Annotated in this window: 25 protein-coding genes and 1 pseudogene; 17 read left to right on the top strand and 9 right to left on the bottom strand. The window is 44.1% G+C overall.

The annotated features are described in order from the left end of the window. Positions 1-208 precede the first annotated feature (208 nt). The 4 genes from EXU85_RS18325 (at position 209) to EXU85_RS18310 (ending at position 5,041) form a co-directional block, all read left to right on the top strand. Complete coding sequence (locus tag EXU85_RS18325; protein ID WP_142773474.1) at positions 209-577, top strand: hypothetical protein; 369 nt, start codon at positions 209-211, stop codon at positions 575-577. A gap of 456 nt (positions 578-1,033) precedes the next feature. Next, positions 1,034-2,167 carry an XdhC family protein gene (locus EXU85_RS18320; protein ID WP_142773473.1) on the top strand — a complete coding sequence of 378 codons (1,134 nt, stop codon included), beginning with the start codon at positions 1,034-1,036 and terminating at the stop codon, positions 2,165-2,167. 59 nt (positions 2,168-2,226) lie between these two features. Then, positions 2,227-2,682: a (2Fe-2S)-binding protein gene (locus EXU85_RS18315; protein ID WP_142773472.1), complete on the top strand. Its 456-nt coding sequence runs from the start codon at positions 2,227-2,229 to the stop codon at positions 2,680-2,682. Between the two features lie 106 nt (positions 2,683-2,788). Next, on the top strand, positions 2,789-5,041 hold the full coding sequence (locus EXU85_RS18310) for a xanthine dehydrogenase family protein molybdopterin-binding subunit (RefSeq protein ID WP_142773471.1): 2,253 nt from the start codon (positions 2,789-2,791) through the stop codon (positions 5,039-5,041). A gap of 120 nt (positions 5,042-5,161) precedes the next feature. Here the strand turns inward: EXU85_RS18310 and EXU85_RS18305 are convergent, their stop codons facing one another. After that, a complete protein-coding gene (locus EXU85_RS18305; protein WP_168207819.1) occupies positions 5,162-5,347 on the bottom strand; it encodes a hypothetical protein in 186 nt (61 codons plus the stop codon). Positions 5,348-5,918: 571 nt separating this feature from the next. Here EXU85_RS18305 and EXU85_RS18300 point away from each other — a divergent pair. The 10 genes and pseudogenes from EXU85_RS18300 to EXU85_RS35665 all read left to right on the top strand — a co-directional run. After that, positions 5,919-6,689: pseudogene (locus EXU85_RS18300) on the top strand (ATP-binding cassette domain-containing protein); the annotation flags it as partial. Beyond that, the gene (locus EXU85_RS18295) at positions 6,686-7,522 is read left to right on the top strand and encodes a hypothetical protein (protein ID WP_142773468.1); all 837 of its coding nucleotides are present in this window, start codon (positions 6,686-6,688) and stop codon (positions 7,520-7,522) included. The pseudogene EXU85_RS18300 and the gene EXU85_RS18295, both read left to right, overlap by 4 nt. A 2-nt stretch (positions 7,523-7,524) precedes the next feature. Then, entirely contained in the window at positions 7,525-7,899 is a 375-nt protein-coding gene (locus tag EXU85_RS18290; RefSeq protein ID WP_142773467.1) for a GntR family transcriptional regulator, read from the top strand. Continuing rightward, entirely contained in the window at positions 7,899-8,585 is a 687-nt protein-coding gene (locus tag EXU85_RS18285; RefSeq protein ID WP_142773466.1) for a hypothetical protein, read from the top strand. The genes EXU85_RS18290 and EXU85_RS18285 overlap by 1 nt, the downstream gene beginning before the upstream one ends. A 313-nt stretch (positions 8,586-8,898) precedes the next feature. Next, the gene (locus EXU85_RS18280; protein WP_142773465.1) at positions 8,899-9,099 is read left to right on the top strand and encodes a transposase family protein; all 201 of its coding nucleotides are present in this window, start codon (positions 8,899-8,901) and stop codon (positions 9,097-9,099) included. An 81-nt stretch (positions 9,100-9,180) separates the two neighbouring features. Then, positions 9,181-9,402 (top strand): hypothetical protein, encoded by a 222-nt coding sequence (locus EXU85_RS18275; RefSeq protein ID WP_142773464.1) that lies wholly within the window; start codon positions 9,181-9,183, stop codon positions 9,400-9,402. Further along, positions 9,399-9,842 (top strand): ISAs1 family transposase, encoded by a 444-nt coding sequence (locus EXU85_RS18270; protein WP_246859145.1) that lies wholly within the window; start codon positions 9,399-9,401, stop codon positions 9,840-9,842. The genes EXU85_RS18275 and EXU85_RS18270 overlap by 4 nt, the downstream gene beginning before the upstream one ends. Then, positions 9,829-10,011 (top strand): hypothetical protein, encoded by a 183-nt coding sequence (locus tag EXU85_RS18265; protein WP_142773462.1) that lies wholly within the window; start codon positions 9,829-9,831, stop codon positions 10,009-10,011. Before EXU85_RS18270 ends, EXU85_RS18265 begins: the two co-directional genes overlap by 14 nt. Before the next feature lie 203 nt (positions 10,012-10,214). Continuing rightward, positions 10,215-10,532 (top strand): hypothetical protein, encoded by a 318-nt coding sequence (locus EXU85_RS35670; protein ID WP_210422382.1) that lies wholly within the window; start codon positions 10,215-10,217, stop codon positions 10,530-10,532. Between the two features lie 19 nt (positions 10,533-10,551). Further along, positions 10,552-10,734 (top strand): hypothetical protein, encoded by a 183-nt coding sequence (locus EXU85_RS35665; RefSeq protein ID WP_210422381.1) that lies wholly within the window; start codon positions 10,552-10,554, stop codon positions 10,732-10,734. Between the two features lie 106 nt (positions 10,735-10,840). Here EXU85_RS35665 and EXU85_RS18255 read toward each other — a convergent pair whose 3' ends face one another. Together EXU85_RS18255 and EXU85_RS18250 are read right to left on the bottom strand one after the other, a co-directional pair. Beyond that, complete coding sequence (locus EXU85_RS18255) at positions 10,841-12,259, bottom strand: cell wall metabolism sensor histidine kinase WalK (RefSeq protein WP_142773461.1); 1,419 nt, start codon at positions 12,257-12,259, stop codon at positions 10,841-10,843. Positions 12,260-12,353: 94 nt separating this feature from the next. Continuing rightward, positions 12,354-13,031, bottom strand: coding sequence for a response regulator transcription factor (locus EXU85_RS18250; protein ID WP_198174813.1), 678 nt, complete (start codon positions 13,029-13,031; stop codon positions 12,354-12,356). 110 nt (positions 13,032-13,141) lie between these two features. On the opposite strand from EXU85_RS18250, the gene EXU85_RS18245 reads away from it, so the two are divergent. Further along, positions 13,142-13,471 carry a hypothetical protein gene (locus tag EXU85_RS18245; RefSeq protein WP_142773460.1) on the top strand — a complete coding sequence of 110 codons (330 nt, stop codon included), beginning with the start codon at positions 13,142-13,144 and terminating at the stop codon, positions 13,469-13,471. 32 nt (positions 13,472-13,503) lie between these two features. On the opposite strand, the gene EXU85_RS18240 is transcribed toward EXU85_RS18245, so the two are convergent. Beyond that, positions 13,504-16,602, bottom strand: a complete 3,099-nt coding sequence (locus EXU85_RS18240; RefSeq protein WP_142773459.1) for an efflux RND transporter permease subunit — start codon at positions 16,600-16,602, stop codon at positions 13,504-13,506. A gap of 224 nt (positions 16,603-16,826) precedes the next feature. On the opposite strand from EXU85_RS18240, the gene EXU85_RS18235 reads away from it, so the two are divergent. Next, positions 16,827-17,033, top strand: a complete 207-nt coding sequence (locus EXU85_RS18235; protein ID WP_142773458.1) for a heavy-metal-associated domain-containing protein — start codon at positions 16,827-16,829, stop codon at positions 17,031-17,033. A gap of 15 nt (positions 17,034-17,048) precedes the next feature. Continuing rightward, a complete protein-coding gene (locus EXU85_RS18230) occupies positions 17,049-19,376 on the top strand; it encodes a cation-translocating P-type ATPase (RefSeq protein WP_142773457.1) in 2,328 nt (775 codons plus the stop codon). A gap of 111 nt (positions 19,377-19,487) precedes the next feature. On the opposite strand, the gene EXU85_RS18225 is transcribed toward EXU85_RS18230, so the two are convergent. The 5 genes from EXU85_RS18225 to EXU85_RS18205 form a co-directional block, all read right to left on the bottom strand. Further along, on the bottom strand, positions 19,488-20,468 hold the full coding sequence (locus tag EXU85_RS18225) for a hypothetical protein (RefSeq protein ID WP_142773456.1): 981 nt from the start codon (positions 20,466-20,468) through the stop codon (positions 19,488-19,490). 66 nt (positions 20,469-20,534) lie between these two features. Then, a complete protein-coding gene (locus tag EXU85_RS18220) occupies positions 20,535-21,704 on the bottom strand; it encodes a hypothetical protein (RefSeq protein ID WP_142773455.1) in 1,170 nt (389 codons plus the stop codon). Between the two features lie 30 nt (positions 21,705-21,734). Continuing rightward, on the bottom strand, positions 21,735-23,186 hold the full coding sequence (locus EXU85_RS18215; RefSeq protein WP_142773454.1) for a hypothetical protein: 1,452 nt from the start codon (positions 23,184-23,186) through the stop codon (positions 21,735-21,737). A gap of 36 nt (positions 23,187-23,222) precedes the next feature. After that, positions 23,223-23,744, bottom strand: coding sequence for a papain-like cysteine protease family protein (locus tag EXU85_RS18210; protein WP_142773453.1), 522 nt, complete (start codon positions 23,742-23,744; stop codon positions 23,223-23,225). 995 nt (positions 23,745-24,739) lie between these two features. Next, positions 24,740-25,309: a 50S ribosomal protein L25/general stress protein Ctc gene (locus EXU85_RS18205; RefSeq protein WP_142773452.1), complete on the bottom strand. Its 570-nt coding sequence runs from the start codon at positions 25,307-25,309 to the stop codon at positions 24,740-24,742. Between the last annotated feature and the right edge of the window lie 68 nt (positions 25,310-25,377).

Raw genomic sequence — 25,377 nt, 5'->3', positions numbered from 1 at the left:
TATAATTGACAATACAATAAATTGGTCTATACGTACTAGTCTGATTATCAGTCTTTCTTACTCGTGATGATCTGTTTCCCGGTCTAAAAAAACGCGACGGTAGGGGCAAAACGAGCCCAGCTAAAACCGGGCAGTTGTGCCTAGCCAATGATCCTAATAGGTCGAACGAGCTAAATTAATTTCAGCACTTGAAGCCAGATCAGCTGATATGAATTCAGAGGACTATAAAGAGCTAATTCTGGAATTAGCCTATGAATGGGCCAGAGCCAGGCTACCCGGTAAGCGTATATCCTACGGTAACTGCATTGAACTGATTGCTGAACTCTTACTCATAACTCGGGACAGGGATCGTACCAGAGAAATTTTCATGGCTGTGCTTAGTCAGGCTATTGACTTAGATAAAACGTCAGCCTGGGTTGAAAATGAACTCTTTTTTGAAGTTATGGCGATAACCTTCGACGGAAACAGAGAGGATGCATTGAAATATGATTTGAAACTCACTAAAATCGTTGGTGATCAGGCGCTTGACCTATACAATGAACGTCGTAAAAGGTTTTCGCACGACAATTTAGGCTGATCGTAAGTTGAATTCCTTGTCTCGTTTAGCCTGGATTTTAGCCAGGCTGGTTTAGCGGTATATAGGGCAACCAGTTCGCCAATCAGATCAACGACCGATTTTTACGACCAACTGCACTGGTTGCTCTTTTTGGTTGTTTGGCGGTGTTTGTCGGTCGTTTGTCTAAAAGTTCTCCTGCATCTGGAAATAGTGTATTATCTTGCTTAAGTGGAACTTTTCCTGGGTTTTTCTCAACTAATGTCTACTACCGTCTAAGGTAGGTTTAACAGAAATTCAGGGTGATTTGTCTCGGTTAAATCAGTAATATTGGTAGTAATATCCGTAATCTGTATACCAATCGGTAGGCGTATAAACGAGACATTTGTTCGGATACTATCGAGTTCAATTAGCGGATGGCGGCCCGCTCAGATCTTGTTTTCGAGCGTTGCTGGCACCATCTCAACGGAGCATAAGGGCATGAAAGAAATTAACCGTATACTGGCCATTTATGATCAGATTGACCATGCTCAGCGTAAAGTGGCATTGGCAACGGTCGTTTATGTAGAAGGGTCGGCCTACCGACGGCCCGGTGCCCGGATGCTGGTGAGTGACGATGGCCGCTGGGAAGGAGCCATCAGTGGTGGCTGTCTGGAAGGGGATGCCCTGCGCAAAGCCCGCCAGGTCATGCTCGATGGCAAGCCCATGGTCGTGCGCTACGATACCATGGATGATGACGCCAATAGCCTGGGGGTTGGCCTGGGTTGCAATGGCATCATCGACGTATTTATTGAGCCTATCGATCCCGCCGATTCAACCAACCCGATTGCCTTGTTGCGCGAATTTAGTTTGCTTCGTGACCGGCGCGTTATTGCCAGCGTTTGCCGTAGCACAAGTGGTACAGGCATATGGGAGGGGAGCCGCTTCGTGCTCACGGGGCAACCAACGGATCAGATTCCAGGCTGGCTTCGGCAGGATATGGAACTGGTCATGGAGGTCGGCAAGCCGTTGACGTCAATTATACCGGTTGTTGGTGGTTTCGTCGACGTGTTTATCGAGCGCCTGGATCCGGGTATTGAGCTGGTGATTTTCGGGGCGGGTTACGATGCGATTCCGCTCACCCGGCTAGCTACCGAAATCGGCTGGCGGGTTACGGTGACCGAAGATTGCATTGCCCACCTGGCACCCAAACGCTTTCCGGAAGCGACCTGCCTGCTCTACGCCGATGCCGATGCAGTGACCGACAAACTTGCCTTTACGGATCGGACAGCTGCGATCCTAATGTCGCACAACTACAAGTACGACCTGGCGGTGCTGACCAACTTGCTATCAACCCAAGTTCCCTACATTGGCGTACTTGGTCCGCGGAAACGCTATGATAAAATGAAGAACCAGTGGGATAAAACGGGCCCGTCTTTTGCCCCATCAGTGCTGAAGCGAGTGCATTCACCCATTGGCTTAGACCTGGGAGCCGAAACCCCCGATGAGATTGCACTGTCCATTTTAAGTGAGATCAAAGCCTTTTTCAGCCAGCGGAACGGCGGATTTTTAACTGACCGACCCGGACCGATTCATGAGCGGATATCGCTTGAAGAGGAACAGTTTTTAGCCTAATCGCGATTGTACGAATCGACCAATACTAGTTCAATTTAAACCCTTTATCTCTTACCACTGTGGCAAAATATAGCTTAAAAATCAACGGTAAAATCAGGCAGCTGGACGTCGATCCAGCCACGCCCATGCTTTGGGTGCTACGCGATCACCTGGATATGCCCGGCACCAAATACGGCTGCGGCATTGCCCAGTGCGGAGCCTGCACGGTTCATTTAAACGGAACAGCAGTACGTTCTTGCCAACTACCCGTTTCGGCTGTAGGGAAAGAAGCCATTACCACCATCGAAGGGCTGTCGGCGAATGGCGACCATCCGGTGCAAAAAGCGTGGCTGGAACACGATGTGGCTCAATGTGGCTATTGCCAGTCGGGGCAAATGATGAGCGCGGCTTCGTTATTGAAGACTAACCCAAAGCCCACCGATGCCGACATCGATGCGGCCATGAGTGGCAACATCTGCCGGTGTGGAACGTATTTACGCATCAAAGAGGCTATCAAATCAGCATCTAAAAAATAATGCCTAATGCATGATGGATAATGCACAATGATTATCAGCCATTATCCATTTTACATTATGCATCCGCGGCCGCCCGTGCGATCCATTATTCATATCCCTTAATGACATGACTACAAATAAAACATCCGTTACCAGGCGTTCTTTCTTAAAGGCTTCGCTGCTGTCAGGTGGTGGCATGCTACTCAGTGTGAGCTGGCTATCCAACGCGAAAGCGGCCGATAAACTACAGGCGCTGAATGTACCCGAGCAATGGGCGCAACTGAACGGTTATATACAGATTACCCCCGATAACATTATCAAACTCATATGCCCTAACCCGGAGTTTGGGCAGAACGTGATGACGTCGCTGCCGATGATGGTGGCCGAAGAACTGGATGCCGACTGGAAAAACGTGGTGGTTGAAATGGGACCGCACGACAACGCCAAATTAGGTCCCCAGTTTACGGGAGGCAGTAACTCGGTTCGCATGTACTGGAAACCACTCCGGGAAGCCGGGGCAGCCGCTCGCCAGATGTTGTGCGAAGCAGCCGCTCAGACATGGAGCGTGCCCGTTGGCGAAGTGACGACAAAAGCGGGCGTATTGCATCACGCGAGCGGGAAGTCGGCCAAGTATGGCGAAATGGCCGGTAAAGCTGCTACGTTGGCTGTTCCCAAAGGCATGAAGCTGAAAGCCCCCAAAGACTTTACCATTGTCCGTAATTCCAAGAAGAATGTTGAAGGGAAAAAAATAGTTACCGGCAAGCCCCTTTTCGGATTGGACTATCGGGCAGATGGGATGTTGATCGCTATGATTCAGCATCCGCCTGGCTTCGGGATGAAACTTAAATCGTTCGATGCCTCGCAAACCATTAAAATGCCGGGTATAAAGGATGTGTTCACCCTAAAACTGTACCCGGATGGTTTCGAACAGGGCGGTTTCGACACCCGTACCTTCAATGAGTTGCTGGTTGTGGTGGGAAAATCCACCTGGGAAGTCATGAATGCCCGCAAGAAGCTGAAAGTGCAATGGGAACCCATCGGCGACACTAAGGATACCATGATGGGCCGGGGCGGCAAACGGGAAGTGGCGGTTCCCGGTGAGTTGGAAAGTACCGCTGCCCAGCTTGAAAAAATGGCGGAATGGGCCAAAAAGCCCGCGCAACAATTACGGAAAGACGGCGACCCTGAAACGGCCTTCAAGAATGCGGCTCAGGTCATCGAACGCACCTACAATGCGCCCTTTTTAGCCCACAACACCATGGAGCCGATGAATTTCTTCGCCCATGTGACGGATGAAAAAGCGGTAGTAGCCGGACCTTTACAGGCGCCAGGTTGGGCCGAACCCACGCTGTCGAAACTGTTAAACCTGCCTGCCGACAAGATTGAGATTCAGATGACGCGGATGGGCGGGGGCTTCGGTCGTCGGGCGTATAGTCAATATATGTATGAAGCGGCTCTGATCTCCAAACATGCCAAAGCTCCCATCAAACTGATCTACACCCGCGAAGATGACATGACCTATGGCATCTATCGGCCCATGTACACGGCTACGTATCGAGCGGCTCTGGATGCCAACAAGAATCTGATTGCCTTCCACGTGAAAGGGGGCGGCATACCGGAACATGCCATTCATGCCAATCGTTTCCCGGCCGGAGCCGTGGATAACTACCTGGCTGAAGGCTGGGAGATTCCATCTAATATCACCATTGGGGCCTTCCGGGCTCCGCGCTCCAACTTCAACGCAGCTGCCGAGCAATCCTTCCTGGACGAAGTGGCCGAGGCTATGGGCAAAGACCCCATCGAGTTTAGACTCGACCTGTTAAAAAAGGCAAAGACGGCTCCCGTTGGCAAAAACAATGAGTATGATGCCGACCGATATGCGAGTGTACTCACGCTCGTACGCGACAAGTCGGGCTGGAATAAGCCGGGTAACGAGAAATACAATCGTGGCGTCGCGGCTTATTTCTGCCATAACTCCTACGCAGCCCACGTGGTCGACATGGTTACTCGGGATGGGGAACCGTATGTAGAACGCGTATTCAGTGCGATGGACTGCGGTATTGTGGTAAATCCCGATGCGGCCCGGAACATGGTGCAGGGCGCGGTAGTCGACGGAATCGGGAATGCGTTCTACGGTGCCCTGACGCACAAAAATGGGGCTGCCGATCAAAGTAATTTTCATAATTACCGGCTCATCCGGCATAACGAGGCCCCACAAAAGATTGAGGTTCACTTCGTGGAAAATGACCTCGATCCTACTGGCTTAGGCGAACCGCCTTTCCCACCGGTGTTTGGCGCAGTGGCCAATGCGCTGTACAAAAACAAGGGGAAGCGTTTTTACAATCAGCCCTTTAAGCCTGAGCTGGACAAGCGGATTTAAGGATAGTTAACTAGAACGCAGAAAGCCGGAGCTGAGTAGATCAATTCCGGCTTTCTGCGTTTTGGTCAGATAAGTGGCATACTAGTATCTGCTTGTCGGTACCAACGTAAGCCTTTCTGACTACTTAGCCGGTTTTGGTGGATTAGGGTGTTCCATAACAGACTCAGTATTTATTACCGTATCTGATTTGGTCACGCTGGCCGACGTATCGGTTGGTGACTGACTGGTCGATTTGTCGGTCGAATTGCAGGCAAGTAGACCACCAATTAGTAAAGAGACTGTGAGTAGTTTTAATACGAGCTTCATTTTCATAGCGTGTCGACTTTAAGACGTATATGTCAATTAGTTCAACTGCAAACCGAAACGTTTGTTCTGAACGTATGCTTTTGCAACTGACTGTATACTAACCTCTCAACTCACTAGTGCTTTGCCAAAATAGAATCTAAATTGGACGAGTACCAGTGAGTCAGCTTTCAATATCTAGTGCTTCGTTTGCTGAGGATAAGCCAAAGAAGGAAGCTAAAATAGAAGGAGATCACATGGAAGCGGATGCTGCAAAAGACTTGAAACATGATGCTAAAATGATGAAAAAAAGATGCTAAAAAACTGATAAACAGATAGATAATTTTTAATGTAGAAAAAAGGTCTCCTCTTTTCAAAGGAACCCTTTTTTCTACATTAAAAATTAAAAATTCTTAACTACTTGACATGTAACACCAATCGTGCTTACTATTGCAGTGTACTATTTAACTAATACACTAATCGTCTGGCGAGTATGATTGAGCTATGCAATGTGTCCTTTGGCTACCAACGTGGGAAGCCGCTGTATGAAGGGTTGGACTTGACCTTATCCGCAGGTTCAATTTATGGGTTATTGGGTCCAAACGGGGCCGGGAAGTCCACTCTGTTTCGATTGATAGCGGGTTTACTATATCCGAAAAGGGGCAGTATTCGGGTAGGTGATTATACGCCTGGCGACCGCCAGACAGCATTTCTGGAAGACCTGTTTCTGGTGCCAGAGGAATTTTATATGCCGCCAGTACGCATTAAACAGTTTATTGAGTCAAATGCCCCATTTTACCCGCGGTTCGACCCGGCGCAAATGGCTGGCTATCTTCGGGAATTTGGGTTAGCCGATAGCCAAAAAATACATGAACTATCATACGGGCAGAAAAAGAAAGTTTTAATTGGCTTTGGGCTGGCTACCAATACGGCTGTATTGCTCATGGACGAACCAACCAATGGCCTCGATATTCCCTCAAAGGGCCAGTTCAGGCGGTTAGTGGCCGGAGCGATTGATGATCGACGGACAGTAGTGATTTCAACGCATCAGGTGCGGGATCTGGAAGCGCTAATAGATCCAATCGTTATTCTGGCTGAGCGGTCACGCTCCCATATGACAGTGGCCTTGCAGGCTAGTGTTGAGGAAATTACGTCGAAGCTGTGGTTTGGCATGGTCCCTGAACTGGATACCAACAAAGCAACTCTTTATTCAGAACGAGCCGTAGGTGGGTATGCAGTTGTAGCCGAAAACCCAATGGGCGAATCGAGTCGCCTTGATTTAGAACGGCTTTTTAACACTGTACAGGCAGAACCTTCGCGAATTAAGCAATTGTTTTCATCCACCTCGACCTACGCAACACTATGAACCAGATAGTTTCGATTACTCGCTTTGGGCGGTTGTTGCGCAAATACCTAATTGATAGCCGGGGGCAACTATTGGCAAACCTTGGATTATTGATAGGTGCTTTATTTGTGCTAGGTGTAATTATTTACCAGAGCTCTCCTGTAGAGGTGAATAATATTCGTTCGATACTATTTTTTGTTTTAGGCTGGCCGTGCTGGTACATTTTTACCGTGCAGCAAACAACGGTTCTTAATCAGAGAGAAAAGGCCATAAACTATCTGATGCTGCCTGCTTCACAACTTGAGAAGGTAACGCTTGTCTGGTTAGTTTCAGGAGTAGGATTTGTTGTCATTTATGTATCGCTGTTTTGCGTATTGGATAAAATAGGTGTTTCGTTTGTAAACAATCGTCATTGGACGCCAGAACAACTTGCCATGATCAACCGGCAGGGAGGCTTATTAAAAATTAATCCTTTTTTTGACGGAAAAAACCTGCGTGATGTACCAACAGAATTATGGGTCTATACTGCCTTGTTGCATCCGTTTTCAATGGCTTTTTCATTACTTCTCCGACGATACACAGTCCCTCTGGTTGTGGTAGTAGCCTTTACGCTGATTATTATTGGCTGGATGGGGAATAATAGTCTACTGCATAATCTGACTGGTTCTGGAACTATACGAAGTGCTACCCCTTTTGCAGAAGCTATTGTTGAGTCTCCCCTAAACCAATACGCATATCGCAAGGTCAAACTCCCGCAGCCGATGAGTAATCAGTTACGGTATGTATTGGGAAGTCTGGTTATCGTTTTATTGTACATAACCGCCTATGTTCGACTTAAAGAGCGGGAGGTATAGCGATGGATTTTCGAGATAAACAAGCCATCTATCTGCAAATCGCAGACTACGTCAGTGAGCAGATTTTACTGAGCCGCTGGCCAGTAGGAGAGAAGATTCCATCGGTACGTGAACTGGCAGCCGAACTGGAAGTGAACCCCAACACGGTTATGCGAACGTACGAGTTTCTAAGCCAACAGGGTATTATTACCAGCAAGCGAGGCATGGGCTATTTCTCATCCGAGGATGCTACTGACAAAATTCTCACGTTTCGGCGCGAGCAGTTTTTGCAGAATGACCTGCCCCTGTTTTTTAAAAATTTGACCTTACTAGGTATTGACCTGCGCGAAATCGAAACACGATACGAGGAATATATAAACACGACAACGAACGTATAATGAAAACAAGCTATATTCTTCTGGCTATTGTTGCTGTTATGGCACTGACAGGAATGGTCGCTACTGATGTATTGCTTAAGCAGCAATATGACAAAATTGACTGGACAAATCCGTATCAGGAATTTGAGCATCGGGCATTACCAACAGCAAAGCATATTCGTATTGAGGCTGCTCCTGTAGCCGAAATCATAGTTGAGCCTAGTACCGATACAACTCAGGTATCACTACTCCCATCGATGGCCAACTCATACCGTGCCCGGCTTCATAATGATACGCTGTTTATCTCATTTTTAATGAATTATGATGGAAATGTCCGTAACCCCCACAATGATATTGGATCTGAACTACCTCCGGGTATGGTGCTTCGGCTACCCGATCTGCAAAGTTTATACATTACCAACGGGCGACTTACCGTGCGGAAGTTCAAATCGGAGAAACTAGCTATATCAATCCAGAACAGTCGTTTGCGAACGAATAAACTGGACGTTTTAAATTTGTTTGACTTAACTGTGCGTAACAATAGTTTTGCTGAGCTTGGGCCTGATCATTATCAATCCTTACATACTATTGCGCACGATTCGAGTGGTGTGCAGCTCAATAATACGCAGATCAATGCATTTAATAAGGAGCTGTCGCCACAAGCTGAAATATATCTGCGCGGACAAGCTATGAAGTGGCTGAAATAGAGTAGATACCTTTTTCGAGTAAGCGAAATTAACGTAGGAGATTAACGTATTTAGGTATTCGTTCGAAGCGTACGGTCAGGGCTATTCATGCCAATGGTCGTACGCTCTCTTTTTGTTTTCTGCCTTATTTCTCTAATATGACAGGTTCTTAATAAATGATTGTCTCTTCTAACTAGTAAACTGACTATTTTCTGGAAATTAGGTGATCTTATTAAAATGCGATGAAAAATTGGGAAGCCGCACGCATACTCTTAAATTATCAGGTTAAACGCATTAAAATAGAGGTTTTCGCTGTCATACCGATCTTTGTGGTATGGAATGGCCTACTTTCTTTGCCGACGTACCGGACTTCCGATTGAACCGCCGTAAACGTCATTTGTTGCTTGATATATTAGTAATCAGCTTGTTAGCTGTTATCTGCGGAGCCGATTATTGTGAAGAAATCGCCCTCTATGGCCGCCAAAAAGAAACCTTCCTGCGCACATTCCTGAGTCTACCCAATGGCATTCCATAGCATGATACGTTCAATCGAGTACTCAAATTTTTGGATAAGAAGGCCTTGTCAGCGTGTTTATACCGCTGGTCAAAACAGATTATGACTACCCTTGAGCCGATGATGAACCAACTTACTGTGGATAGTAAAGTCCTGCGGGCCACCGCTAAAGCGGGTAAGAAAAAATCAGGCTTGTGTATGGTCAGTGCCTGGGCAGGTGAACACCGCCTGGTACTGGGCCAGGAGAAAGTTGCTTCCAAAAGCAGCTCCAGACGGCCATTCCTGACTTACTCAAGACACTCGACTTGCGTAACACCTTCGTGAGCATTGATGCCATCGCTTGTGAACAAAGCAATGCGGAATTAATCGTGGAAAAGAAAGGACATTATCTGCTGGCGTTGAAAAAAAATCAGGGGCTACTTTATGAGCAAGTAACCCAGAGAATGCAACAAAATAAATTGCAACTTCCTGTTGATGAGGATATTGATTTTGGTAGTGGCCGCATCGAAACACGTCGTTGCTCTGTGGAGAGTAACCTGAGCTTGTATGATGATCTACAGGATTGGCCATCATGTCAAAGTGTGATTATGATCGAAGTTAGCCGGGAAATCAACGGCCTTATCAATCATCAGACTCGTTATTATCTAAGTGATTTGGTCCTACCTGCTGCCCATTTCAACTCGGCCGTTCGCCATCATTGGGGCATCGAGAATCACCGGGCCGCCGGAGCGGTTACACTGGTGTCTGGACATGGTCTTCCATGAAGATCAACAGCGAATCCGGGTGGGCAATGGGGCGGAAAATTTCGCCACGATTCGCAAGATGGCCCTTCAGCTGTTGCATCGAATAGATGACAAAGAGAGCCTCAAGAGCCGACGCAAACTGGCAGGCTGGGATGACAATTATCTGATTAAGCTACTCTCCCTTATTTAAATGCGTTCAACCTGTTAGGCATTAAAGAATGGAATCTGGATTCGCTTATGTATCGATACTTATGGAATCCAGTAAAGTGGGTAGGCAATCGCCTGAATTTTATGACCCTGAACTAGCTGTTGATAGTGTTTGTGCCCTTTTACCTCATTGGTCTAGTTTGCTTATATAACAGAGACCTCATTCCAGCATCAATATTGACTTGTTTGTCCATCCTCTTCTCGCTGACGGCTGTCGTTATGGTGCTCAAATCTTTTACAAAGCGGAAGAGAGCCCGCGTGGCGTGGTTGCTGACGATCATGAATCATTTCTTTGTCGTACTGGCTATCTCGTTCAATGAATCTTTTGATTACTCTTCTCAGGGGTTACTCTATCTGAGTGGTGTTTTTATTGCGGGCGCTGTAGGCTTTGTTTGCCTAAGCCGACTCAAATCGATTGAGAAAAGTCTCAAATTGAAGCAGTTTCATGGGGTATTCGCGAAAGCATCCTGTATTAGCCTTTGCTTTTTTACTGTCGTGTCTTAGGGTATCGGGTTTTCCAATTATGCCTACGTTTGTTGGGGAGGATTTGATGTTTACCCATATCCATGAGAACCAGGCAGTTCTGGCTTTCTTTACCTCGCTAAGTTTCATTATTGATGGTCTGGCTATCATGCGAATTTACGCCCGGATTTTTCTTGGCCCTTACCAGAAGTCGATGTACGAAATGGCCTATCGGTCTTATTGAAATCAACGGGCAGTAAGCAGTTACCTACCAACAAAATGGATCAGTTTGAAATTGGCTCAAACGGAATCAGGGACTTGATCCCGTTTACAGAAGCCTGGAAGAACTATCAATTAGCTGATTCAATTTTAACCTGTTCGTCAGGAGGGTACGCGGTTTCGGCTACCTTCTCCGAACGGTAGGGGATAGGTAAGGTTATCCAGAACTTAGTCCCTTTTCCTACAACGGATTCAACTTTAATATTGCCCTTGTGCAGTTCGATGATACGCTTGGTGAGGGCCAGGCCAATACCGTGGCCCTTAACCGTCATGGTTGTTTCGGAACGGTAGAAGGGTTCGAAAATATGTGGTAAATCAGATTCCGGAATCCCATAACCCTGATCTGTAAAGGTGAGTTGCACGTACCCACTCTCAAACGAAATTCTGACTGATACACTCTCGTCTGGTGAATATTTACAACCATTCTCCATCAGATTCTGAAACGCCGTCTGAAGGAGTGATTCCTCACCATTGATCACCAGCTCTTCTTCCTGATTAGGCAAATTATCAAAATCAATGTCAATCTGATACTCTGGCTTGGTGTGCGTAATCTGGCTCTGAGCCTGCCATAATAACTCATCAATTCGTAGGGGTTGATGGTTGAGCATAACAGCGTCGGAACTGGCTCGAGCCAGCTCAAGAAGACCGTTGACGAGCCGGATCATACTTTTTACTTCGTCCAGAAGAGCGTCGAAAGCTGATTCATACTCATCCGTTGAGCGGGCCAGCAAGCGGGTTACTTCAATCTGGCCCATCATAACGGTCAACGGAGTACGTAACTCATGGGAAGCGTGGGAAACGAAGCTCTTTTGCAATACAAATGCTTCTTCCAGCCGACTTAGAAGATCATTGAATGTGCGCGCTAAATCGGCCAGCTCGTCCCGTTGCCGTCCCACACGTAACCGCTCGTGGATGTTCTTGGCGGATATGGCATTTACCTGGCCAATCAATTCGGCTACGGGCCTAAGCGCATCTGTGGCAAACAAATACCCTGCAATGCCAACGATGACGAGGCTCAATAGCCAGCCAGAAAACAGAATCTCTCGGAGCCTATCGAGTTTACTTAACCCATACCGGTCATTACCAGAGGCCACAATTATCAGCGATTCTCCCCGCGAGTTGAGGTGTCGAACGCCAACAGCTTCCAAATCGCCCAGGCGACTGTATTGGGGCTGATGAAGGGTGATTTTACTGAGAAAGTTTGGTGTAACCGGGAAATGAGGCCGTTGATTACCCTGATTGTATAAAACGATACCCTTGGCATTATAAACCGTAACCTGTTCATTAACTAGAATGGGCAGGTCGGCCTGGGGGACTTCGCCTACATCTTCTCGAAGCCGTACCGTTGTAAATGCTTTTTCTTCGAGTCGCTGTTCAAACTCCTGCTGCCTGAACTGGTCATACAGGTAATAAACGGAAACCGTAAAGAGCAGCATGATCGAAGCGACCAGCAACACAAACAGCAGTGTTAAGCGAGTACGGATATTCATAGAAAAAGGAGTAAAGGGAGGAGAGGGAGAATGGAGGAAAGGGAAAAGAGAAGATCAACTGCATATCCCCTTTTCCCTTTCCTCCATTCTCCCTTTACTCCTCTTTTAACATATACCCCATCCCAATCACGGTGTGAATGAGTTTTTTGGGGAAATCTTTGTCAATTTTTTTTCGAAGGAAATTTACGTATACATCAATTACGTTGGTTCCCGTATCGAAGTGAATATCCCAAACCTTCTCCGCAATGTCGACGCGTGACACAACGCGGCCCCGGTTGCGCATAAGGTATTCAAGTAAACCAAATTCTTTGGCTGTCAGCTCGATTCGTTTATCGCTTCGACGAGCTATTTTTTCATTAAGATCCAGTTCAAGGTCGGCTACTTTTAATACGTTAGCCTGCATACCGGCTTCGCTACTTCGTTTGGTAAGGGCGCGTAGCCGAGCCATCAGCTCCCGAAATTCGAACGGTTTAACTAGATAATCATCGGCACCCGCTTCAAAACCAGTTAGCTTATCATCAACGGAGCCCATGGCCGTCAGCATAAGTACAGGGGTTCGGTTCTTTTCCTGTCGAATAGCCTGTACCACATCGAAACCGTTCATCTTAGGCAGGTTTATGTCCATAATAATCACATCATAGAGATTATTAAGAGCCATTGTTCGCCCAACTTGACCGTCGAAAGCCACATCTACTTCGCAGGATTGTTCTTCCAGCCCTTTCCGTACAAACGAGGCTAATTTGGGCTCGTCCTCCACCACCAGAATTTTCATATCGGCAACATACATAGCTCTTGTCTGATTTAAAAACGGCAGAATAAATTAAAAGTTTTTAATCTCAGTTAAGCCTTCTGGACGTTGTACCAAATGGGCTCAACTACTTGATGGCTCAAGGTCGACCGATGGCATTAAAAGGGATTGAAAACAGCATTAAAAGAGCGTTAAAGCAAGTTGCTAACTTGGTGAGGGCCAAAAAAATAAAACAAAAAAGCCGCTCCGAAAATCGGGGCGGCTTTCCGCTTCTATCCACACCATTTCAAGATCGACGACCGGGCGGCCGCCGGATCTTGATGTTCAACCTTCCCTTTGTAAAGGATTGTTATGCGAAACTACGCAATTTCTTTCACACAGCACAAAAAAGCAATTTTTATTTGGGCTGGAGTATACTGCAAATGTTAAAATTTATTTCATTAAAAACGAAAATCATCGGCTAAAATTACCTAACGTATATAAAAACGGCTAAATCTTAATTATCATCTAATTTTTGCCGGTAAAAGGCATAGAAAATTAGCGGGAAAATGAACAAGGTTAGCAAGGTCGCCGTGATTAATCCACCAATAACAACGATGGCTAATGGCTTGGCCGTTTCGGAGCCTATACCGTGCGAAACGGCTGCTGGAATTAGACCAATGCCTGCCATCATGGCTGTCATCACTACAGGTCGAATACGCGAGATAACCCCTTCCCGGATAGCGTCGTTGAGCAGTAAACTGTTACGCAGGTTCTTCTTAAAAACCGAGATCAAAATTACACCATTTTGAATACAAATTCCAAACAGGGCGATGAATCCGATACCTGCCGAGATGCTGAAGTTAACATGGGTAATCAACAAGGCCGCAATGCCACCAATAATAGCGAATGGTACGTTGAACAGCACAAGGCCCGCATCTTTAACGTTGCCAAACAAGACAAACAGAATAAAGAAAATAGCCAGTAAACTAATGGGTACTACCTGGGCTAAACGAGCCGTAGCCCGCTGCTGGTTCTCAAAATCACCTGCCCACTTAACCGTATAGCCGGATGGCAGTTTTACGTGTTCGAGTACCTTCTGTTGGGCTTCGGCAACGGCACTCCCCATATCACGGCCCCGAACGGAGAACTTTACGGCTCCATAGCGCTGGCTGGCTTCACGGAAAATCAGTACTGGGCCCATTTGGGTGTACACATTCGCTATTTCCTTAATCGGAATCATGCTTCCAGTTTCTGTTGGAACCATTAACTGGCTGATTTGTTGTTCATTAGATCGAAAGGGTTGGTCGTAACGAATTCGTAGATCGAACTTCCGTTCGCCTTCATAAATCTGCGTGGCGGCTTTACCACCAATGGCCATTTCAATTACGGCTTCTGCATCTGCTTTATTGACGCCGTATAAAGCTAGTTTTCGTTCATCTAATTCGATCCGCATTTCGGGTTGGCCCGTAGTACGAATAACCCCCAAGTCTTCAATACCCTGTACGGTGGCTAATTGCTTCTGAATCTCCCCCGCTTTAGTCTCCAGAACCGTTTGATCAGGGCCGTATATTTTAACGGCAATAGAGCCTTTTACCCCTGAAACAGCTTCTTCAACGTTGTCCATAATGGGTTGTGAAAAGTTGAAGTTCACGCCAGGAAAAACGGCTAGCTTTTCCTGCATCTTATCAATTAACTCCTCCTTGGTGAGTTTACTTTTCCAATCGTCCTGTGGGTAAATGTCCACCAGGAATTCGATGTTGTAGAAGCCAGTCGGGTCAGTGCCATCATTTGGTCGCCCTGTCTGAGAAATAACCCCTTTCACTTCGGGAAACTGATCGAAAATATGACGCATTTGTACGGTTTGCTTTACCGATTCAGGTAACGAAATACTCATGGGCATCGTGGCCCGTACATAGATCGACCCTTCGTTCAATTCGGGTAAAAACTCCGTGCCCAATAAGCTAAATCCTGACAATCCAACAGCCACAATAATTGCCGTAACGAGCAAGCTCATTTTTTTGTGAGCGAACGTAAAGCCAAATGCCTGGGTAGCGTATTTGGTCACGACGTTAACGAACGGATTGTGTTTCTCGCGGACATTCTTCTTGAGCAGAATACTGGCCAACACGGGTACAAGTGTCAATGTGAAAATTAACGCGCCAAGCAGCGCAAACCCCAATGTCCAGGCTAAGGGTGAAAACATTTTACCTTCTACTTTCTGGAACGAGAATATAGGGACCAAACAAGTGATGATAATTAGTTTGGAGAAGAAAATAGCCTTGCCCATTTCCGTTCCCGTTTTTCGAAGAATTCCCAATTTGGCCAGCTTATTGAATTTCGCCATCCCTTCTTTATGAGCCATCTCATCGAGTGTCACGAAAATTCCCTCCACCATCACCACCGCGCCATCGACAATGATACCGAAGTCAATAGCACCCATTGATAGCAGGTTAGCCGACATGCCCTTAAGTCGCAGACAGATAAAGGCAAACAGTAAGGCTAGCGGGATAACAATAGATACGGTGACCGTGGTACGCCAGTCGGCCATAAAAATAAAGACAATGACCGTTACGAAAATAATGCCTTCGATCAGGTTGTGCGTGACCGTATGCGTTGCGAAATTAATGAGCGTTTCGCGGTTGTAGAACGTGTTGATCTGAACATCAGACGGTAAGATGTTGTTGTTCAGATCGTTGATTTTGTCTTTTACCCGTTCAATTACTTCGCTGGGATTTTCTCCCTTACGCATCACGACGATACACTCGACAACATCATCTTTTCGATCCCGACCAGCTTGTCCAAGTCGGGGTAAGGCCGATTCGGAAACCTGCGCTACGTTGCGCACCATAATGGGAGTGCCCTTAATGTTCCTGATCGTAATATTCTGAATATCCTGTTGATTTCGTAGTAAGCCAATGCCGCGAACTACATAAGCCTCAGAGTTTTTCTCAATAACATCACCCCCTACGTTCACATTGGAGTTGGCTACCGCCTGGTACAACTGAAGTGGAGTGATATTATAGTCCATCAATCGGCGAGGATCTACAGAAATCTCATAGGTTTTGACTTCGCCCCCGAAACTAACAACATCAGCTACGCCCGGTACACTTTTCAACTGGCGGTCAATCACCCAATCCTGAATGGTTTTCAGTTCGCGGGCTGTACGGGTTGGAGATTGAAGCGTATATCGGAAAATCTCACCAGTCGGCCCATAAGGAGGCTGTACATCGGGTCGTATGCCTTCGGGTAGTTCGACTCCACTAAGCAGGTTATTAACCTGCTGGCGGGCAAAAGCATCATCTACCCCATCATCAAACAGAACTTTTATAACTGACAGGCCAAACAGGGACGTCGAGCGAATATCGGTTCGTTTTTGAACGGAGTTCAGGCCAATCTCAATGGGAATAGTGACAAATTTTTCAACTTCCTCCGCCGATCGACCTGGCCATTGGGTGATGAGCGTAATTTGTGTATTGGTAACATCAGGAAAGGCTTCTATGGGTGTATTCTGATAACTTATGACACCCGCTACAACAGATAGTGCTGTCAGGAAAAAAATGAAAAACTTGTTCTTAAGCGAGAAAGACAAGATACTCTTTATGAACTTATTCATGCCGGTGGCGGAACTGCGCAGATAATGGTACAGCGGCAAAAGTCCTTTTTGCGACTTAAATTAGGCTTAATCTGTTGTTAAAAGTGGGTTAAAACATGGGGCCATGAATAGGATTAATTTTATACGACCCACCCGCAATTGTATAATCATTCCAACGGGCATATATGTGACCTTTGTTGGGTAAATTCTGTTATCCTAAAAACGAACTCAGAACAATTAAACGAATGGAAACCTTAAAATTCAAAACCAATATTAAATGTGGCGGCTGCATCGCTGCGGTTACTCCCTTTTTAAACGAAGCGGTTGGCGAAGGACACTGGCAGGTTGATACGCAAGCTCCTGATAAAATACTGACTGCCGAGGCCAGCAATGCCGCAGTTGTTAAGCAGGCAATTGAAAAAGCGGGCTATAAAGCAGAGCCGCTGAACTAACAGCCAGCTATAGCCATGACAACCAACCCAATTAAGACAAGCCCAGGAAACGACATAGTCAGGAACGCTGAAATTCGGAAAACCTTTCCGGTACTGGAAATGAGCTGTGCCGCCTGTGCGGTCAGCGTCGAATCAATTCTGAAAAGTACGCCAGGGGTTAGCGATGCGGGGGTAAACTACGCCAATCAATCTGCCTGGGTACAGTTCGATCCAAAGGCCGTTACCGTGGTTGACCTGCAAAACGCGGTACGTGCTATTGGATATGATATCGTTATCGAGTCGGAAGACCCGACCCAGGCCGATCCACAGCAGGTGCAGGCAGAAGCTCAGCAACGACACTATAAACAGCTAAAGCAACGGACAATCTGGGCTTTGGTTCTGTCGCTGCCAATTGTTGTGATCGGTATGTTTTTCATGGATCAGCCCAACGGTGTGAAGTGGACTTCTTACGCCAATTACCTGATGATGTTCCTGTCGGCAGCCGTAGTGTTTGGCTTAGGACGTTCATTTTTTGTCAATGCTTGGAAGCAGGCTCTTCATGCACGCGCAAACATGGACACGTTAGTAGCGCTCAGCACGGGTATTGCGTTTTTGTTCAGTGCATTCAATACGGTTTATCCTGAATTCTGGCATCACCGTGGCCAGCACCCGCATGTGTATTTTGAAGCGGCCTCGGTAGTGGTTGCCTTTATTTTGTTGGGAAAAGTACTTGAGGAACGGGCTAAATCAACGACTTCTTCAGCCATCAAAAAACTGATGGGTTTGCAACCCAAAACGGTTCGTCTAGTTGAGGGTGATACCGAACGGGAGGTGCCAATTTCGTCAGTGCAGGTCGGTCAGCTACTGGTCGTTCGCCCTGGCGAGAAAATTCCGGTTGATGGTCGGGTTGAGTTGGGGCAGTCGTATGTCGATGAAAGTATGATAAGCGGAGAGCCTCTGCCGGTTGAAAAACTGGCAGGTACAACCGTTTTTGCCGGAACGATTAACCAGAAAGGGAGTTTCCGGTTTCGGGCCGAAAAAGTAGGTGCCGACACGCTCCTGGCGCAAATCATTCGCATGGTGCAGGATGCCCAAGGGAGCAAGGCCCCCGTGCAACAGCTGGTTGATCGGATTGCAGGCATCTTCGTTCCGGTAGTTCTTGGCATTGCGCTCTTGACATTTGTGGTCTGGATGGTATTTGGACAGTACCTGGCTCCTGAAGCCGATCCGTTTACAACGGCCCTGCTGACCTCTGTAACGGTACTGGTCATCGCCTGTCCCTGTGCATTGGGATTGGCAACACCAACCGCTATTATGGTGGGTATTGGCAAGGGAGCTGAACATAATATCCTAATTAAAGATGCCGAGAGCCTCGAAGTCGCCCATCGGGTAAATGCCCTTATCTTAGATAAAACGGGTACCATTACTGAGGGTAAACCCGTCGTAACCGATTTATATTGGACAGCTTCTGAAGATGAACTTCCTATGCTTCAGCGCGTATTATATACGTTGGAATCACTGTCGGAGCATCCACTGGCGGAGGCTGTCACACTGAAGCTGACCGATACGAAATCAGTACTAGTAGATTCTTTTGAAAGTGTAACGGGGCGAGGTGTGAAGGCCCACTACCAAAGTGAAACGTATTTTGTTGGTAATCAGAGTCTGCTGGAAGAGAACCAAATTGAATTGTCTGAAACACAAATTCAACAAGCTTCTAAACTACAGAGCCAGGCCAAAACGGTTGTGTTTTTTGCAAAGCGTAGGGTTGATGAGAAGCAAGCAGAAGTGTTAGCCACAATTGCAATAGCCGATCCTATTAAGCCTAGTTCGAAGAAGGCGATTGATACCTTACAAAGTCGGGGTATTGACGTATATATGTTGACGGGCGATAATGCCCAAACGGCCGCTTCTGTAGCGAAGCAGGTAGGAGTGGACTACTATAATGCCAACATGATGCCTGCTGATAAAGCCAATTTTGTGAACGAGTTACAAACTACAGGAAAGATAGTCGCCATGGTTGGTGATGGTATTAACGACTCGCAGGCAATGGCTCAGGCCGATGTAAGTATTGCCATGGGTAAAGGTTCAGACATTGCGATGGACGTAGCCCGTATGACGCTGATTACATCCGATTTGAACAGTATACCCCAAGCCCTGCAATTGTCGAAACAAACCGTCCGGGTTATTCGGCAGAATTTGTTCTGGGCTTTTATCTACAATATTATCGGTATTCCTATTGCTGCTGGCCTACTGTATCCTTCGTTTGGATTCTTATTAAATCCGATGATAGCCGGAGCCGCTATGGCATTGAGTTCGGTATCAGTTGTAAGTAATAGCCTGCGGCTGCGGGGTATGAAACTCTGATTTTAGACTAACCTTGTAACGAAAAAAGTAATTGTTTAGATAGCCCACTTGAAGCCACCATTTAGAACGCAACTAGTGTAGCCAGGTTATAGGCATAGCCTGCCAGGGCAGTTATTCGACAATATGAGGCATAACCCTACCTGACTTAATTATTTCTCTATTAAACTTATTTACTTCAAAATTATTATTCATCCTTAAAACTTTTTCAGGAACTTTCCTGTCTATTTTTTCTTGAACTATTTCTGGGACTGGAACACTGTTAAGCACTTCTAAATGGTAATTTGTGATATTCTTTAGGGTAATTTTTAAATTATATTTATTTTCAACAGTTGAACATTTACAATCGTCATTTAAAGGAGAGTTTAAGAAAGTCTCAATAGGTATTGTTTTAGATATTTTATAGCCTTTAACTCTTACATTAATCTCATTTCCAATAAATGTTGTAAAAGACTCAATTCTCTGGCAGTCATTGCCATCTTCTTTTTTTCCATCGCAAGTCTTCTGATTTTTTGACGTAGCCCTTACATTAATACTAGTTGTATTAATGGATTCCCCAACAACACCAATAGGTGTTTCATTTAAATACACAATGCCACCCGAAATAGGTTGAATAGCAGATTCATCAAATGCTGTAATTTTGAATTTTTTGCCATCATTCTCAAAGGTAGATAAGAGGTATAATGCTTCTTTTGTAATTGGTTTTTGAATTTTTTTTGTAAATATTAAGAATTTATTTTCTGATATTTCAGTGACACCACCAATTATCTTTATTTTTCCTGTTTTGTTTTCAAGACTTTTAAAGTCTGAAGCTTTCCACTCAAATTGTGTATCACCCTGAGAGTTATTCTCTTTACTGCCCATTTTTTTTAAAACTTCATTAGTTGAGTCATCAATAAAAAATAAATCAACTTTCCCTTTATACCCTCTATAATCCCAGGAAATTATGATTGGTTGATCAGTGAAACAGGTATCAGCCGTTGGTGCTTTAATAATTAATTTTGGTTTAGGTATAAGGTAAAAATATACCAAAGTGCTCATAATGGCTATTATTATTCCTAACATTAAAACCCCCAAACGTGCTTGTCTTGACATGTAAGTGTATTCAATTAAATGGATGCATGAATTAGTTACATTAATAAATTCTAATTTTGGGTTTAATCAAGTCCAGTTTAAATTAGGATCAGGATTAGGACATTTAGTTATTAACTTACAATTCATAGCTGCTAAATAAAAGTTTTCATCTACCTTGTTAGTTGATTGTTTTTTTGAGAATTTGTTGAAAACCCACTCCAAGGGTTTCCCAAGACCTTCTAAAGCATCTTCAATAAAGGATTTTCTAATCTGTTTCGAAAGTCTTTTGATGAAAATTACATCTTTTATGTAAGTGGGGATTGTGCCCGTAAACTTTTCGCCAGATACAATTTCGTCGCTAAAGTTAGGGCTCATTTTCCAGAATCTAGATTCAAAAACTTGCGGAATAAGCCATATTCGTTCAATATTAAGCCTAATATAACTGATCTCAAAGAGTTCAACGTCCTTGGCATAATTTGTTAGGTCTTCCGTCATCTCATCAAAAGGGTTCTTTAATAGGACTGAAGTGATTGAATCATGTGTAAATGATTTTTTTTGCCACTTCTCCTCCTGATTGAGCTCATCAAAATCAACATAGAAAGTAGCAAAGCAAGAACCTGCACTTTTTAAATCGGCATTTAACGATAAGAATTCACTAAATTTGCCTTTCCATTTAGACCACAAAGAGCTGTATGATAATACATTGTCAGCTATTTGTGTGTCAATAAATTCTTCTATTTCGATCTTAAACCCTTCATTAATCCATTTTCTTTGAGTTTCTTCTATAGCTGAAATCAGTTTTGGCATGAACTCTTGTTTCCAAATTTTGTCATCTTTGTTCTCGCTATATGCTTTATTGTAGGCTGTCAATTGGTCATATAGTTCATTTCGTATAGGTTTATAAAATTCCTCATACTTCTTTTTTAGATTATCAGGCATACATTCCCCTACCTTTTTTCCACCTTCTTTGTCTTTAGCTAATATTGCTTTATTGAATAGTAAGCTATAATTTTCCCACATCAAACTATCATGAATCTCAAATATTTTGCGCGTTGGTATTTGGTGGATTAATCTTGAAAAATCAGAGGTTCTATTCAAAGTACCAATAGTTGCTGCGGGGTTTATTAAATCGGCAATGTGCTTTTTGTCATATACTTCAAATGGAGTTGGCCCAATCAGATGACTTAAAAAAGTGTCATCTGATTGGTAAATGGTTTCTAAAATACAAGCGATTAAGGTTCTGTCAATTTCTTCCATTTGAGCTGAATTTTAGTAGTGTTTATTGTACTAGTTATCAAACTTAGCATTAGGAGAGGGGTTAGGGGTTTTTCCAACTTTTCTATTTATAAACCCAATTAATTGCATGCCTTCACAGCTAAATCCTGAGCCTGTGTCTTGGGCTTTAAAATCATGAGTCTCTTCATTTTTCTTGTAAGAACCCCCTAAGTTAAAAGGCCCCCATCCTACATTACCACCAGCATTAATAGATTTTTTTAATGAACTACTTTCCCACGAAGACTTGTCAAATTCTACAACCAAATCTTTTACGAAAATAGCGTGCGTCGAATAGGCGATAAAGTTGCCAATTGGAGGATTACCTCCATCTGACAATTGACAACTACCAAACTGCCAAGTTCCAGGCTCTAAGTTCCATCCTCCGCATGAAAATAATTCTGAGCCAAGCCAGGGCCTAAGGATTTTAACCATGGCAATTTTAAAAGACATTTTATAGGTTGATGATTGAAAAGATTGGTTTTCTTTCTCGTTTTGAACACCCGCATTTGCCCCAAATCTCCACAATCCTAAATTAAGACTAGCGCTACCACCCCAGGCATTTGAGCTTTTGCTCGAATGCGTTTCACATTCAGATTCGTGGAAATTAAAAGCGGGCCAATCTGGGTTATTAACAAAACTAGAAGGGTATAAAAAACTAGGGCAAAACTTCTGACCTGTTGTTGGATCTAAATTATTTGAAGCTATATTAAAGATATCTTTTAAATGAGAAAACCAAATAGACATACTTCGATTAGTAACTTGGGAAATATATGTTTCCATATCATTTACTGTTGATTTATATCCATTAGCCTCCCACTCATCGTTTGCACTATTTACATTAGCTAATAGAATTGGACCATTTAACATGAAATTTAAGACTGCTTCTGAATTTGCAGCAGTCAATGCCGATATTCTAGCATTATTGTACAGATATAATGCGTCGTTATAGGCTTTTTCGTATTGATTATAGAGTTGTTTAACCGGCCCATACTCAATACGATAGCTTTTTTTTGTATCATCTACTAAATCAGGAACCTCTATCGTTTTAGACAGAAGGTTTCTGAATTTTTCTATCTTTATTCTTTCTGATTCAGTCGGTTCAAGGTTTGATATTTTGGCGAATTGTAGTATGTTTTCATATATTTTGGATAACCTTTCTTGACTATTTCTGTCAAGAGTCTGACCTTGATCTGTTTTATAAATAGCAGTTGGATCTGGTACTAAGTCTATGAACATCGAAAAAAGGGCAGCATTTTTAATTAAACTTCTTGTTTCTTCACCAGTTGATCCTGACAAACCTTTTGTTAGAAAATTAAAATCTTCGCTTGTGAATGGAATTCCTGGCGTACACCATGAAATGAAATTATTGATATTTGCTTGCGTGTTTTCATCTCCACCTGTAATTATTTCATTTAATTTACCTAATGTTCCTTTCATTAGGTTTTCTGTATCAAAAAGTGCCATAATTGTAATTAGTTAGGGGTTTATAAAATTTAGATATCAATAGTGCATCATTTGCACTTTATACCGACTATCATCAGCCAACGATTCATATTTGGCTGTAAATGTTTCAAATAATTCATCTTGCGTAAAGCCACCGTCTGGGTTAATAATAGATAGATAGATTTTTGATGGCGTACTTTCGCCATCTATACCTATAATTATACGCGCATGTCTGAGAAAATTTATTGAATCAGGGGTTTCATCATCAATGACTAGTAATGGCCCATAATTCTGCAATAATTGTAAGATGCTCTCTGGTGTTTCACACCTGGGCCAATTAAATTTCATGCCGGTAGCGGTTGCAAAATCCTCATTTCTATCTGGCATTAATGATAAATTATTGTCAAATAAATATCGAAAATCAGAACCAAGGTTATCTATTGCAGTTTCAATCGAATATGATACTTGATCTCGCCAAGAAACCATCATCGTTCCAACTGCTGCCCAGCATGTACTGTCTGAGGGTTGTGCTATTTTTGGCATTTCACCAGCTATAGTAAAGTACATTGTTTCTGCCATAGTTTAGAATTATTAAGTTAAGTTTTAGGTTAAATCCACTCTAAATCGGCACTATAAATACACCTTTTTTTTATAATGACTATAAAAATGCAACGTCATTAAACTAAAACAATTTAATGTTCAAGGTGAAGTAAGTCATTTTTTTGTATATTATTTAATGAATAGTGTAAAGTAACATATGTATAAAATGATTTCCTATATTAATTTAGCGAAATGAGTTAACGGTAGTTATAGCCCAGACAAGCGTACAACGTATAGGTGATTAACCGCATTTAAGAGCCTGTTTGGGGATCAACAGAAGCACTGGCAGTGCTAGCAGTGATATCTGTTTAGCGATTATCAATGTGAAATGAGGGTACTTTCCAGTTACAGAATCGAGAATTAATTTGTGCCAAAGCCTATTTCTCTTTTCAATGGGGAGGGTATGTGCTGATCTTAAGCCACTTTTCAACTAATTATTTGTTCAAGATACATTGCAAGCTTTTTCCTAAGTGGCTGAATGCTTGGTTTTTAAGGCTAAGTGGTGATCGCTATTTGACCGCTTTTAAGTTCAGGTTGGGGTTTCTCCCGTTATACAAAGAGCTGTTGACGAGCTTTATCTGAATGTATCTGGCGATTACACCCTAAACAATCAAAGTGGTTTCTAATACACTACTTATTTAGGGAATTGGTCAGTTCGATTGCTCTTCCTAAATCAACGCAGAGCTTGGTGCTACTAGTCAAACGCGGTGTAGTAAAAGCACTACTACTTGGGTAAAATGGTTTCCATCGAAACCTCAACTATTACCAGAATTCGCTTTTCACTTGGACTGGTTACTTTTAGTCGACATCAGATCATCTTATAACGCATCTTATTACTGAACTAAATATAATTTCCTAATACACCCCTATGTTTCGAGACCATAAATAAGCTTATTAACGAAAATGCCCTACCAGATTCTGGTAGGGCATTTTTTGTGCATCTATTAGTGTAAATAGTTGGCAATATGCCGGATTTATTTGGCAGAAACCGTTCCACGAAGTGCACGTGGAATTTCGATGCTAGCTACTGGGTTTGACGCCTGCTCAAGCACTTCAACGTTTTTTACCGAGATCTGACCAACCCGAACAGATTTGCCCAGTTCAAGGCCCGATACATCTACATCAATGAAATCAGGAATGTTTTCGACATTACCTTTCACGCGCAGTTTCCGAACGCGCGTTACCAGTTTACCACCTTTTTGTACGCCTGGAGCTGTACCAATCAACCGAACAGGAACAGCAATTTTAACAGGCTTTTTGTCCGTCACCAGCAGGAAGTCGGCGTGCATAAGCACGTCACTAACTGGATGGAATTGGGTTTCCTGAAGAATAGCCCGGTACTCAGTGCCTTCAATATTAAGCGCTACTTCAAAAATATTGGGCGTGTAAACTAAGTCGCGGAATAGAATCGCTGGCGCATAAAAATGCACCTGCTCATTACCACCGTATAACACACACGGAACATTGCCCTCGGCCCGAATCGCTTGTGATTCCGTGCGGCCGAGATTCGCTCGTTGATACCCTACAATCTCGATTTTTTTCATGACTTAAAAATTAAAAGAGTGAAAGAGCAGGATAAAGAGCGAAAGAGCGAAAGGGTGAATGAGTGATT

It is taken from the genome of Spirosoma sp. KCTC 42546 (genome assembly GCF_006965485.1).
In the GTDB taxonomy this organism is placed as follows: Bacteria; Bacteroidota; Bacteroidia; order Cytophagales; family Spirosomataceae; genus Spirosoma.
This window is presented reverse-complemented; position numbering and strand designations above follow the sequence as displayed.